At 70.1% G+C, this 13,483-nt stretch carries 11 protein-coding genes; 9 read left to right on the forward strand and 2 right to left on the reverse strand.

The genetic code is table 11. The annotated features are described in order from the left end of the window. Window positions 1-128 precede the first annotated feature (128 nt). From J5V96_RS02660 to uvrB, 8 genes are read left to right on the forward strand one after another with little or no spacing between them, the layout of a single operon-like run. Window positions 129-1,076 carry a carbohydrate ABC transporter permease gene (locus J5V96_RS02660; protein ID WP_208500086.1) on the forward strand — a complete coding sequence of 316 codons (948 nt, stop codon included), beginning with the start codon at window positions 129-131 and terminating at the stop codon, window positions 1,074-1,076. Beyond that, a complete protein-coding gene (locus tag J5V96_RS02665; protein WP_208500087.1) occupies window positions 1,073-1,948 on the forward strand; it encodes a carbohydrate ABC transporter permease in 876 nt (291 codons plus the stop codon). Before J5V96_RS02660 ends, J5V96_RS02665 begins: the two co-directional genes overlap by 4 nt. Next, entirely contained in the window at window positions 1,945-4,464 is a 2,520-nt protein-coding gene (locus J5V96_RS02670) for a glycoside hydrolase family 2 protein (protein WP_208500088.1), read from the forward strand. The genes J5V96_RS02665 and J5V96_RS02670 overlap by 4 nt, the downstream gene beginning before the upstream one ends. 16 nt (window positions 4,465-4,480) lie before the next feature. Continuing rightward, window positions 4,481-5,422 (forward strand): glycoside hydrolase family 113, encoded by a 942-nt coding sequence (locus J5V96_RS02675; RefSeq protein ID WP_307793325.1) that lies wholly within the window; start codon window positions 4,481-4,483, stop codon window positions 5,420-5,422. A gap of 14 nt (window positions 5,423-5,436) precedes the next feature. Continuing rightward, window positions 5,437-6,033, forward strand: coding sequence for a dephospho-CoA kinase (coaE, locus tag J5V96_RS02680; RefSeq protein ID WP_208500089.1), 597 nt, complete (start codon window positions 5,437-5,439; stop codon window positions 6,031-6,033). 3 nt (window positions 6,034-6,036) lie between these two features. After that, on the forward strand, window positions 6,037-6,804 hold the full coding sequence (locus J5V96_RS02685; RefSeq protein ID WP_208500090.1) for a LamB/YcsF family protein: 768 nt from the start codon (window positions 6,037-6,039) through the stop codon (window positions 6,802-6,804). Then, window positions 6,801-8,396 (forward strand): 5-oxoprolinase subunit B/C family protein, encoded by a 1,596-nt coding sequence (locus J5V96_RS02690; RefSeq protein WP_307793330.1) that lies wholly within the window; start codon window positions 6,801-6,803, stop codon window positions 8,394-8,396. Before J5V96_RS02685 ends, J5V96_RS02690 begins: the two co-directional genes overlap by 4 nt. A 9-nt stretch (window positions 8,397-8,405) precedes the next feature. Continuing rightward, window positions 8,406-10,487: an excinuclease ABC subunit UvrB gene (gene uvrB / locus J5V96_RS02695; protein WP_208500091.1), complete on the forward strand. Its 2,082-nt coding sequence runs from the start codon at window positions 8,406-8,408 to the stop codon at window positions 10,485-10,487. 27 nt (window positions 10,488-10,514) lie between these two features. Here uvrB and J5V96_RS02700 read toward each other — a convergent pair whose 3' ends face one another. Continuing rightward, complete coding sequence (locus J5V96_RS02700; protein ID WP_208500092.1) at window positions 10,515-12,659, reverse strand: catalase; 2,145 nt, start codon at window positions 12,657-12,659, stop codon at window positions 10,515-10,517. 93 nt (window positions 12,660-12,752) lie between these two features. Further along, window positions 12,753-12,965 (reverse strand): hypothetical protein, encoded by a 213-nt coding sequence (locus J5V96_RS02705; RefSeq protein WP_208500093.1) that lies wholly within the window; start codon window positions 12,963-12,965, stop codon window positions 12,753-12,755. A gap of 43 nt (window positions 12,966-13,008) precedes the next feature. Here J5V96_RS02705 and J5V96_RS02710 point away from each other — a divergent pair, with 43 nt between their 5' ends. After that, window positions 13,009-13,455, forward strand: coding sequence for a MarR family winged helix-turn-helix transcriptional regulator (locus J5V96_RS02710; RefSeq protein ID WP_307793335.1), 447 nt, complete (start codon window positions 13,009-13,011; stop codon window positions 13,453-13,455). Window positions 13,456-13,483 lie beyond the last annotated feature (28 nt).

The raw sequence follows: 13,483 nt of genomic DNA on the forward strand, positions 1-13,483 counted from the left end.
CAGCGCCCGCGCGGGGACGGCGCCGGTGCGGCGCCGTCCCCGTCCGCGCCCGCAGGTGCCCACGAGCGCTGACGAGAGGAACGAGGATGACAGATCTGACAGATGCACCCAAGCTGCAGCCATTGCCGATGCAACCCGGCACCGGCGCGACGCGCACGATCACGGTGCCCGCCAAGATGCGCCGGCGTCGGGGCGCGGGCAACCCGAACGGCACGCGCTGGTTCACCCCGTGGCTGTACCTGCTGGTTCCGGTGGGCCTGCTGGTGGTGTTCACCTACGTTCCCGTGGCGAACATGATCTGGTACTCCTTCACCGACTGGGACGGCCTCGACAAGACCAAGGACGTGGTGGGCTTCGACAATTACGTCGAGATCTTCACGCGTCCCGAGATGTTCCAGGTCTTCTTCGTGAGCCTGTACTACCTGGCCGGATCCGTGATCCAGATGGCGCTGGCGCTCTATTTCGCGACGCTGCTGAGCTTCAGGACGCGCCTGCGCAACTTCTTCAAGGGCGTCCTCTTCTTTCCGTACCTCATCAACGGCGTGGCCATCGGCTTCGTCTTCCTCTACCTGTTCCAGCCGGATGGCACCCTCGATGCCCTGCTGACCGCCGTCGGCCTCGGAACGGATGAGCCGCGCCACTGGCTCGGCGACCCGGATCTGGCGAACTGGTCGCTGGCCGCCACCAGCGTGTGGCGCTACATGGGCCTGAACTTCGTGCTGTTCCTCGGCGCCATCCAGTCGATCCCGAGTGAGCTGTACGAGGCCGCCGAGCTCGACGGCGCGAACCGCTGGCACCAGTTCCGCTACATCATCGCGCCGGGCATCAAGCGCGTGATCAGCCTGTCGTTCATCCTGTCGATCTCGGGCGCCCTGAGCGTCTTCGAGGTCCCATTCATCATGACGGGCGGCGCCAACGGAACCGCCACGTTCGTCATCCAGACCGTCCAGATGGCGTTCGAGTTCCGGCGTGTGGGCTTCGCCTCGGCAATGGCCGTGGTGCTGCTCGCGATCGTGCTCATCGTCACCTGGGTGCAGCGCCGGCTCGTGCCGGACGAGGAGGTCAGCCTCTCATGAGCGCCACCGTCACCCGCCCCCGCGAGATCGTCAAGGCCCGGCCGCGCATCGGCTCCGGCATCGCCGGCACGGTCAAGTACGTCTCCCTCGTGCTCGCGACCTTCGTCGCCCTCGTGCCGCTCGTGGTCGTGCTCTTCGCGTCGTTCAAGACGAAGGAGGAGTACGCCACGACCGGTTCGCTCGCGCCTCCCTCCAACTGGCTCGAGTTCGGCAACTTCATCACGGCGTTCACGCGCGGGAACATGCTGCTGGGCTTCTGGAACACCACGATCATCCTGGTGTTCTCGCTGGCGGGCACGATCCTGATCGGCACGATGGCCGCCTACGCGATCGACCGGTTCCAGTTCCGCTTCAAGGCGCTGGTGGTGGGGCTGTTCCTCGTCGCCTCGCTCGTGCCGGGCGTGACCACGCAGGTGGCCACGTTCCAGATCGTCAACGCGCTCGAGCTGTTCAACACGCACGGCGCGGCGATCATCCTGTTCATGGGCACCGACATCATCGCGATCTACATCTTCCTGCAGTTCATGCAGTCGATCCCGCGCTCGATCGACGAGGCCGCGATGATCGACGGCGCCAACCGCTGGACGATCTACTGGCGCCTCATCCTGCCCCTGCTGAGCCCCGCGATCGTGACCGTCTGCATCATCAAGGGCATCGCGATCTACAACGAGTTCTACCTGCCGTACCTCTACATGCCCTCGCCCAAGCTGGGCGTCATCTCCACCTCGCTGTTCCGCTTCACGGGTCCGTTCGGTGCACAGTGGGAGGTGATCGCGGCGGGAACGATGATCGTGATCCTGCCCACGCTCGTCATCTTCCTGCTCCTCCAGCGTTACATCTACAGCGGCATCACCTCGGGAGCCACCAAATGACCGTCGATCTCCGACACCTGACCGACCGCTGGACCGTGCGCGCACACGGCCCCCGCGTGCCCCCGAACGTGCGCGCCGCGGGGGAGATCCCGGCCCAGGTACCCGGCAGTGCGACAACCGATCTGCTCGCCGCCGGCCTGATCGCGGATCCGTACCTCGACGACAACGAGCGCCTGCAGGCGTGGATCGGCGTCACCGACTTCGAGTACGCGCTGCCGCTGGAGTGGACCGACGACGGATCGGACCGTGTCGACCTCGCCTTCGACGGGCTCGACACGGTCGCAGAGGTGTCGCTGAACGGCGTGAGCGTGCTCGAGACGCGCAACCAGCACCGCTCCCACCGGGTGGCCGCGAAGCAGCTGCTGCGCGAGGGGGTCAACGACCTGCGGGTGCGCTTCACGGCGCCGGTGCGCGCCGCAGCCCTCGCCGAGCGCGAGCTGGGGGCCCGCCCGCACGTCAACCACCACCCCTACAACGCGATCCGCAAGATGGCCTCCGGCTTCGGCTGGGACTGGGGCATCGACACCTCCGCGACCGGCATCTGGCGCTCCGTGCGCCTGGAGAGCTGGTCGGGTGCGCGCATCGCCCAGGTGCGCCCCGTGCCGCGCATCGAGGGACCCGACGGGGTGGTCGATGTGCACGTGTCCTTGGAGCGCGTGTCGGATGCGCCCCTGCACCTCGCGGTGCGCGTGGGCGAACAGGCGGGGCAGCTCGCGCTCGCCGCGGGTCAGGACTCGGCCGTGGTCACCGTGCGCGTGCCCGACGTGCAGCGCTGGTGGCCCCGCGGCTTCGGCGATCCCACCCGCTACCCGCTCGACGTCGCCCTTCGCGACGATCGAGCGGAACTCGACGCCCGATCGCTGAGGATCGGCTTCCGCGAGGTGCGCGTCGACACCACGCCGGATGACGCGGGCACGCCCCTGCGCATCCTCGTGAACGAGCGGCCCGTCTACATCCGCGGTGCGAACTGGATCCCGGACGACGCGTTCCCGCACCGGGTGAACCGCGCCCGCTACGAGGCCCGCATCGCCCAGGCCGAGTTCGCGAACGTGAACCTGCTGCGCGTCTGGGGCGGCGGCATCTACGAGAGCGACGACTTCTACGACCTCTGCGATGAGCGCGGCATGCTCACCTGGCAGGACTTCCTGCTCGCCTGCGCCGCGTATGCCGAGGAGGAACCGCTGCGCTCCGAGATCGAGGCCGAGGCGCGCGAGAACGTCGCCCGCCTCGCGGCGCATCCGTCGCTCATCGTGCTCAACGGCAACAACGAGAACCTCGAGGGCTATCACGAGTGGGGCTGGCCCGCCCGGCTCGACGGCGCCACCTGGGGCGAGCACTATTACCACGACCTGTTCCCACGGATCGTGGAGGAGCTGGCCCCGCACATCGCCTACACCCCGGGAAGCCCGTTCACCCCGGGCGGCACGCACCGTCCGAACGACCCGGATCACGGAAGCGTGCACATCTGGGATCTCTGGAACCGGCGCGACTGGAACGACTATCGCAGCTACACGCCGCGCTTCGTCGCGGAGTTCGGCTGGCAGGGGCCGCCGACCTGGGCGACGCTCACGCGGGCCATCCACGACGATCCGATCTCGCCCGTGTCGCCCGGCGTCCAGGTGCACCAGAAGGCGATCGAGGGCGACGCGAAGCTGACGAGCGGACTCGTCGCCCACACGCCCGTGCCCCGCGACATGCGCGACTGGGTGTGGGCCATGCAGCTCAACCAGGCGCGGGCCATCGGCACCGCCCTCGAGCACTTCCGCTCGCTCTCCCCGCACAATGCGGGGGCGATCGTCTGGCAGCTCAACGACGACTGGCCGGTGATCTCATGGTCCGCGGTCGACGGCGACGGCCGCGAGAAGCCGCTCCTGTACGCCATGAAGCACGCCTTCGCCCCGCGCCTGGTCACGGTGCAGCCGCGCGAGGAGGGCCTCGCGGTCGTGCTGAGCAACGAGACGGACGAGGAGTGGTCCGGATCCCTCACGGTCGCCCGTCACACCGTCGACGGGAGCGAGGTGGCACGCGTCGCGCTCGCCGCAGAGGTCGCGCCGCGTGCCACCGTGACCGTGCCGCTCGGAGAGCTGGGCGTCACGGAGAACGCCGAGGGCGAGCTCCTGCGCGCCCGGCTCGGCGACGCCGTCGGCTGGTGGTTCTTCGCCGACCTGCGCGATGCGGCTCTGTCGTCCGCCGCGCTCGACGTCGTGGTGGGGCCGGCCGCCGGGGGAGTGCGCGTCGACGTCACCGCGCGCACCGTCGTGCGCGACCTCGCGCTGCTCGTCGACACGATCGCGCCCGACGCGGTGGCCGATGACGCGCTCGTCCATCTTCTGCCGGGGGAGAGCGCATCCTTCATCGTCTCGACAGCCGCCGCGGTCGGTCCGTCGGCGTTCGGCGCCCCGGGGGTCATCCGCACGGGCAACGACCTCGTGGCCGGTGCGCCGCAGATCCGGATCGCCGAGGTCTCCGCCGCGACCGAGAGCGCGCTCGAGGAGGAGGTCACCGGTGTCCGCTGAGTGGCATCCTGCCCGGGTGCGTGAACGCCTCGGGTTCGTCACCGGCATGACCTGGGGCTGGACGGGCATTCGCGGCACCTGGGGCACCCCGGAGGCGGAGGCGTCGCTCGACGCGCTCGCCGAGGTGGCGGTCGGATGGAACTGCGTCACCTACGCGGCGCTGCAGGACAAGCCGTCGAGCACCCAGATCCACTGGCGCGACGAGCCCACGGTCACCGACGACGAGATCCGCTGGGCGATCCGTGGCGCGCGCGCCCGCGGGCAGAAGGTCATCCTGAAGCCGGTGGTGAACTGCGCGGACGGCACCTGGCGCGCCTTCATCGGCTTCTTCGAGATCGACGTGCCAGGAGAGCACGGCTGGGCCGACTGGTGGGCGAGCTACACCGAGTTCGTGGTGCACCACGCGCGCATCGCACAGGACGAGGCCGTGGAGCTCTTTGTGATCGGCTGCGAGATGGTGCGCGCCGATCGCCGCGAGGCGGAGTGGCGGGAGCTGATCCGGCAGGTGCGAGCCGTCTACGACGGTCCGATCACCTACAACTGCGACAAGTACCAGGAGGACCACATCACGTGGTGGGATGCCGTGGACGTGATCTCGGCCAGTGGCTACTACCCGTCGGGCGGATGGCCCGCGCAGCTGGATCGCATCGAGAGGGTCGTGCGCGCGCACAACAAGCCGTTCCTGTTCATCGAGGCGGGCTGCCCGAGCCGCGCCGGCTCGGCCGCGCGGCCGAATGACTGGACGTTCGGCGGCGAGGCCGACATGCAGGAGCAGGCCGACTACCTGGCGGAGATGTTCCGCGAGGCCGGGGCACGCGACTGGGTCGACGGCTTTGTGCTGTGGGATTGGCCGGCGCAGCTCTACGCCCGCGAAGAGGCGGCCTCGAACCGCGACTACTGCCCCTATGCCAAGCCCGGCGCGGAGGTCGTGCGGGAGTTCTACGCCTCGCGCAGCTGAGAGAGACTGGGGCCATGCCTCTCCTTGCACTCACCGGCGGCATCGCCTCCGGCAAGTCGACCATCGCCGCCCGCCTCGCCGAACACGGCGCCGTCGTGATCGACGCCGACGCGCTCGTGCGCGAGCTGCAGCAGCCGGGGCAGCCTGTGCTCGCGGCGATCGCCGAGGCGTTCGGCCCCTCGGTGCTGACGCCCGCGGGCGAGCTCGATCGCGCGGCGCTCGGAGCGATCGTGTTCGCCGATCGCTCGAAGCTCGGGGTGCTCAACGGCATCGTGCACCCGGCAGTCAAGGTGGAATCGCAGCGCCGGTTCCGCGCCGCGCTCGACGCCGATCCGCGGGCAGTGGTGGTCTACGACGTTCCGCTGCTCGCGGAGGCGCGCGGCACCGGCGAGTGGGACCTGGTCGTTGTGGCCCACGCGCCCGCGGAGGTGCGCGTGGCGCGGATGGTCGCGAACCGCGGCATGTCCGAGGAGGAGGCCCGGGCCCGCGTCGCCAACCAGGTCTCCGACGAGGAGCGGCTGAAGCTCGCCGACCGGGTGATCGACACCGCGGGCTCGATCGAGGAGACTCTCGCCCAGGCGGATGCGCTCTGGGCGGAGCTGCACGGCTGAGCGATGCGCACGATCGACCTGAACGCGGATCTCGGCGAGAACACCCCCGAGCGGATCGTCGCCGACGACGAGGCGATGCTCGGCATCGTGAGCTCGGCGAATGTGTCCTGTGGCTTCCACGCGGGCGACCCGGATGGCATCCGTGCGACGCTCGCCGCCGCGGTCGCGCGCGGTGTGAGGATCGGCGCGCATCCGGGGTACCGCGATCTCGAGGGCTTCGGGAGGCACGATCGCGAGGTGCCGGCCGCGATCCTGCAGTCGGAGGTCGAATATCAGCTCGGGGCCCTGCTCGGCCTGTCCTCCGCCGTCGGCGGTGCGGTGCGGTACGTGAAGCCGCACGGCGCGCTGTACAACCGCATCGCGTGGGACGAGACGCAGGCGCGGGCCGTCGTCGCGGCGGTGCGCGCGATCGATCCGTCGCTCGTGGTGCTGGGTCTGCCGGGCTCGGCCGTGCTGGCGCTTGCCGAGGGGGCGGGCCTGCCGACGGCGGCGGAGGCGTTCGCCGATCGCGCGTATGCCCCCGATGGTGCGCTCGTGTCGCGCCGCGAGGCCGGGGCGGTGCTGCACGACCCCGTGACCGTGGCCGCCCGGATGCTGCGACTCGCGCACGAGGGGGTGATCGAGGCGATCGACGGTTCCCTCGTTCCCGTGCACGCCGAGTCGATCTGCGTGCACGGCGACAGTGCCGGGGCGGTCGTCCTGGCCCGCGCGGTGCGCAATCAGCTGGAGGCGGAGGGGATCCGGATCTCGCCCTTCGCCGGCGCCCTGTGAGGCGGATCCTGAGCGCGGGCGATCGCGCGCTGCTCGTCGAGACCTCCGACCTCGAGGCGGCGATGCGGCTGCATGCCGCGCTCGTCGCCGAGCCGCTGGACGGCGTTGTGGAGCTTGTGCCGGCGGCACGGACGGTGCTGGTGAGTTTCGATCCTCAGGCGGTGGCGGCGGGGGATCTCAGGGAGCGTCTCGCACGTGCGCCCGTCGCCGAGTCGCTCGCACAGGCGGGCGGTGTCGTCGAGATCCCGGTGATCTACGACGGCGAGGATCTCGATGATGTCGCGGCGCTGCTCGGGGTGTCGCGCGACGAGCTGATCGCCCGGCATCAGGCGGCGAGCTGGCGCGTGGGCTTCGCCGGCTTCGCGCCGGGTTTCGGCTACCTCGTGGGCGACGACGCGCTCTTCGACGTGCCGCGCCGGGCGAGCCCGCGCACGCGCATCCCGGCCGGATCCGTCGCGCTCGCCGGCCCCTACACGGGTGTCTATCCGCGCGAGAGTCCGGGAGGCTGGCAGCTGATCGGACGCACCGACGCCGAGATGTGGGACGTGCGGCGCGATCCTCCGGCGCTGCTGGCGCCGGGCGCCTGCGTGCGGTTCGTCGCCGCATCGCCGAGCGGGTGCTCCAACGCCGATCGGGTGCGCGAACGACTGCCCGCTCGGCGTGAGAGCACCCGCTCGGCGCACGCGGTGGAGGTCGTGGCGACCGGCGTGCAGCTCACGATCCAGGACCTGGGGCGCCCGGGGCGCGCGGCGCTGGGCGTCTCGCCCTCCGGAGCAGCGGATCGTGGCGCGCTGCGGCGTGCGAACCGCGCGGTCGGCAACGCGCCCGGCGAGGCCGCGTTCGAGGTCGCGGTCGGCGGGTCGGTGCTGCGGTTCCGCGGCCCAGGGGTGGTCGCGGTCGCGGGAGCCTCGCTTCCGGCGGTCATCGCGCGCCCGGATGGCTCGGCGTGGGCCGTCGCGCCCGAGCGGCCCACGGCGGTCGCCGACGGCGACGAGCTGCACCTCGGCTTCGCAACGGCGGGCCTGCGCGCGGTGGTCGCGATCCGCGGAGGGTTCGCGGTCGAGCCCGTGCTCGGCAGCCTCGCCACCGACACCCTGGGCGGCATCGGCCCTGAGCGCCCGCTCGCCGCGGGCGCGGTCGTGCCGCTGCGCGGACCGGCGGCCGCTCCGCACGCGGTCGAGCCCGGCGGCATCCCGGCGCCCGCGCCGACCGCTCTCGACGACGTCTCGGAGCTGCGCGTCGAGCTCGGCCCCCGGCACGAGTGGTTCACGGCGGCCGGCATCCGCACCCTCCTGGAGCAGGAGTGGCGGGTGACCCCGCGGTCGGATCGGATCGGCATCCGCCTCGCAGGCGACGTCCCACTCGAGCGGGCGGTGGCAGGAGAGCTGCCGAGCGAAGGCGTGGTGACGGGCGCGATCCAGGTGCCGCCGGACGGGCAGCCCGTGCTGTTCCTGCCCGATCACCCGGTGACCGGCGGCTATCCCGTGATCGCGACGGTGATCGAGGCGGATCTGGATCGCGCCGGACAGCTTCCTCCCGGTGCGCGAGTGCGATTCCGCCTCTCCGGCCCGAATGTCGGAGGCCCCTCCTAGGCTGGAATCATGCAGACGACCCGAAGCGTGCGCCCGTTCGAGGTGGTCAGCGAGTACATGCCGTCCGGCGACCAGCCGAAGGCGATCGCCGAGCTCGCGGCCCGCATCAACGCGGGAGAGACCGACGTCGTGCTGCTCGGCGCCACCGGCACCGGCAAGTCCGCGACCACGGCCTGGCTCATCGAGCAGGTGCAGCGCCCCACGCTCGTGATGGCCCACAACAAGACTCTCGCGGCCCAGCTGGCGAATGAGTTCCGTGACCTGCTGCCGAACAACGCGGTCGAGTACTTCGTGTCGTACTACGACTACTACCAGCCCGAGGCATACGTCCCGCAGACCGACACCTTCATCGAGAAGGACTCCTCGATCAACGCCGAGGTCGAGCGCCTCCGGCACTCCACCACGAACTCTCTGCTCTCGCGCCGCGACGTGGTCGTGGTGTCCACCGTCTCCTGCATCTATGGCCTCGGTTCCCCCGAGGAGTATCTGCGCGCCCTCGTCGCGCTGCAGGTGGGCGAGCGCTACGACCGTGACGCCCTCATCCGGCAGTTCATCGGCATGCAGTACAACCGCAACGATGTCGACTTCTCCCGCGGCAACTTCCGCGTGCGCGGCGACACGATCGAGATCATCCCGGTCTATGAAGAGCATGCGATCCGCATCGAGCTGTTCGGCGACGAGATCGAGGCGCTCTACAAGCTGCATCCGCTGACGGGCGAGGTGCTCGAGAAGCTCGACGCCATCGCGATCTTCCCCGCCACGCACTACGCGGCCGGCACCGAGACCGTGCAGCGCGCCATCAAGACCATCGAGCTCGAGCTCGAGGAGCGCCTCGCCGAGTTCGAGCGCCAGGGCAAGCTGCTCGAGGCCCAGCGCCTGCGCATGCGCACCACCTTCGATCTCGAGATGCTGCAGCAGCTCGGCTTCTGCTCCGGCATCGAGAACTATTCGCGCCACCTCGACGGACGCGCCCCCGGCGCTCCGCCGCACACCCTGCTCGACTTCTTCCCGGACGACTTCCTCCTCGTGATCGACGAGTCGCATGTCACGGTGCCGCAGATCGGCGCCATGTACGAGGGTGACGCCTCGCGCAAGCGCACGCTCGTCGAGCACGGCTTCCGCCTTCCGAGTGCGATGGACAACCGCCCGCTGCGCTGGGACGAGTTCAAGAACCGCATCGGGCAGACGGTCTACCTGTCGGCGACGCCCGGCAAGTACGAGATGGGCATCGCCGACGGCGTGGTCGAGCAGATCATCCGCCCGACCGGCCTCATCGACCCGGAAATCGTCGTCAAGCCGTCCAAGGGCCAGATCGACGACCTGCTCGAGGAGATCCGCGTGCGCGTCGAGCGCGACGAGCGCGTGCTGGTCACAACACTCACCAAGAAGATGGCGGAGGAGCTCACCGACTTCCTCGGCGAGCACGGCGTGCATGTGCGCTACCTGCACTCGGATGTCGACACCCTGCGTCGAGTCGAGCTGCTCACCGAGCTGCGCCAGGGCGTCTATGACGTGCTCGTCGGTATCAACCTCCTGCGCGAGGGCCTCGACCTGCCCGAGGTCTCACTCGTGGCGATCCTCGACGCCGACAAGGAGGGCTTCCTCCGGTCGGGCACGTCGCTCATCCAGACCATCGGACGCGCGGCCCGCAACGTGTCGGGTCAGGTGCACATGTACGCCGACACCATGACCGACTCGATGACGAAGGCGATCGAGGAGACCGAGCGACGCCGCGAGATCCAGATCGCCTACAACAAGGCGAACGGGATCGACCCCACCCCGCTGCGCAAGAAGATCGCCGACATCACCGATCAGCTCGCGCGCGAGGGCGCCGACACCGACGAACTGCTCTCCAAGCGCGATGCCGCTCGCACCAAGAGCGGCAAGGGCCGCACGCCCACGCCGATCCGCAAGCGCGAAGGGCTGGCCGCCGAGGGCGCGCAGCAGCTCGAGCAGACGATCGCCGATCTCACGGGGCAGATGCTCGCGGCGGCCGATGAGCTGAAGTTCGAGCTCGCCGCCCGGCTGCGCGACGAGGTGCAGGATCTCAAGCGCGAGCTTCGCCAGATGGAGAAGGCCGGGCACGCATAGCGCGCCCGGCCCTCTCGGTCGCTCGGCTCAGACGGGCAGCAGCTCCATCCGCTGCCAGACGCGGTGAGCCCCCAGCAGATCGAGCAGCTGAGTCACGGCCTCGGCCGCGTCCCCGGTGGCGATTCCCGGAGCGGCGAGGTCGATGTCGGCGTCCTCGAGCATCGGCGAGGCGGCGGGCGCGGCGGCGATCACCTTGCCGTGACGGAACAGCTCATCGAGCATCCGCAGAGTGCGGGGATCCTTCGACGGACCGAGCGCGAGCAGCGCGTCCAGCTCGATGCTCGCCGCGGTCTGAGCGGAGCGCTGCACCGGCTGCCCGTGCAGCATGCCGCCGTGCGGTGCGATGAGCAGCGGCACGGTGCCGGCCGCGTGCAGAGCCTTGCGCACCGCGATCAGCTCAGCCGAATCGGCGCTCTCGTCCGCCAGGATGCCCACGACGCGACCCGAGACCGGCCACGTCTCGCCGACCTGGCGGAGAGCCGGGCTCGGCTCCACGTCGGCGATGTCCACGGTCGGGGCGGGCGCAGGCAGGCCCAGCGCCTCGGCCACCTGCGCGCAGAGGTCCTCGTCGATGTTGGCCAGCGCCGCCAGCTGGCGCTCTTTGATCGCCTGCTCGTAGCACTTGCCGAGCTCGAACGAGTAGGCCTCGATCACGTGGCGCTGCTCGATCGGCGTGAGCGAGCGGTAGAACAGCGTCGCTTGCGAGAAGTGGTCGTCGAAGCTGGCGGGCTTCGTGCGCTCCTTCACCGACTCGGCCACCGCCGCCGGCACCTCCACGAAACCGCCGAGATCCGCGCCCGCGAGGAACGGGCATCCGCCGTCCAGGGAGTTCGGGTGGTAGGGCGCGACACCGCGGTGCACGGCCGTCTGGTGCATGCCGTCGCGCAGCATGTCGTTCACGTCCGCGTGCGGGCGGTTGATCGGGATCTGCGCGAAGTTCGGCCCACCCAGGCGCGAGATCTGCGTGTCGAGGTACGAGAACAGCCGCCCCTGCAGCAGCGGGTCGTTCGTCACGTCGATGCCCGGCACGAGGTGACCGGGGTGGAAGGCGACCTGCTCGGTCTCGGCGAAGAAGTTCGACGGGTTGGACGTGAGCGTCATGGTGCCGACCACCTGCAGTGGGGCGAGCTCCTCCGGGACGAACTTCGTCGGATCCAGCAGATCGATGCCCTCGAAGGTCTCCTCCGGCGTGTCCGGGAACACCTGGAGCGCGAGGTCCCACTCGGGCAGCGCCCCGGATTCGATGGCGTCGGCGAGATCGCGTCGGTGGAAGTCCGGATCCTTGCCGCCCGCGAGCTGCGCCTCCTCCCACGTGAGCGAGTGCGTGCCGAGGCGCGGACGCCAGTGGATCTTCGCCAGGACGGTCTCGCCCGCCTCGTTCTCGAGACGGAACGTGTGCACGCCGAAGCCCTGCATCATGCGGTACGAGCGGGGGAGCGCCCGGTCCGACATGTTCCACATCGCGTGAGCCTGCGCCTCGGTGTGCAGCGACACGAAGTCCCAGAAGGTGTCGTGCGCCGACTGCGCCTGCGGGATCTCGCGATCCGGGTGCGGCTTGCCCGCGTGGATGATGTCGGGGAACTTGATCGCGTCCTGGATGAAGAACACCGGGATGTTGTTGCCGACGAGGTCGTACACGCCCTCGTGCGTGTAGAACTTCGTCGCGAAGCCGCGGGTGTCGCGCGCGGTGTCAAGCGAACCACGCGAGCCGAGCACGGTCGAGAACCGCACGAACGTGCGTGTGCGGGCGCCCGCCTGGAGGAACGCCGCCTTGGTCACCGAGGCGGCGGCGCCGTTCGCGACGAACTCGCCGTGTGCCGCGGCGCCGCGCGCGTGCACAACGCGCTCGGGGATGCGCTCGTGGTCGAAGTGCGTGATCTTCTCGCGCAGGTGGTGGTCCTGGAGGAGCACCGGACCGCGGGGACCGGCCTTCAGCGAGTGATCGGTGTCGGGGAGACGTGCGCCCTGCGCGGTCGTGAGATACGCGCCCTGCTGTGCCACCGTGCCGCCCGGCAGATCGGTCGCGGCGCCCGTGGGCGTGCGGACCTCGGGGCCGTCCTGATCCGGCTTCGGGGGCAGCGGCCGGCGCGGCGCCGTCGGCTCCTCCAGCGTCGGAGGAACCGGGCTGGGGGAGCCGGGGATCGGGATGTCGTTCTCGCGTGCAGATGCCATGAGGCCTCTCCCTCGTCGTCGTCAGCGGATGCGGCGACGATAAGTCGGGCACGGTGCGCGAGCCGAGAGGGTTGACGTGAGAGGGGAGCGGGCCTAAGCGCTCGGGCAGTGCAGCGTGCCGTCGGCGTCCTCGCGATGGGCGTCACGGCGGAGGCCGCAGTGCGCGCAGGCATCGCCGTCGCGGTTGCGGGGCAGGTTCGGGCTCACCTGCGGCGGGCCGGCGAGGCGGATGAGGGTTTTGTTGAGCCACAGGTACAGCCCGCCCGCCTCTCGGATGCGGGTACCCAGCGGGGTCTTCTCCGTCATAACCCTTAGTGTACTAAATAGCCCGATGTGTGAGACTGGACGAGTGCTCGATCCTGATGACGATCTGCTGAGGCTGGAGAACCAGCTCTGCTTCGCGATCGTGACGGCGGCGCGCAATGTCGTCTCGATCTATCGGCCCGTGCTCGACCCGCTCGGGCTCACCCATCCCCAGTACCTGGTGATGCTGGCCCTCTGGGAGCAGTCGCCCCGCACTCTCGGCGAGATCGCGGAAGAACTGGCCTTCGACCCGGCGACCGCGTCGCCGCTCGTCAAGCGCCTCGAGGCTCAGGGCTTGGTGACCCGCAGCCGCCGACCCGATGACGAGCGCCGTCTCGACATCGAGCTCACCGAGTCGGGCCGCGCACTGCGTGAGCGCGCACTGAGCGTTCCGCTGCAGATCATGGAGCGCGTGGGCATGACCCCCGACGAGGTGGCGTCCCTGCGTGACGCGCTCAAGCCGTTCTCGGGTCGCATCGACAAGTCCCTCTGAGCGGGTCTCCCGCCTGGGATTCCCCTCC

This window comes from Microbacterium stercoris (assembly GCF_017592545.1).
GTDB classification, from domain to species: domain Bacteria; phylum Actinomycetota; class Actinomycetes; order Actinomycetales; family Microbacteriaceae; genus Microbacterium; species Microbacterium stercoris.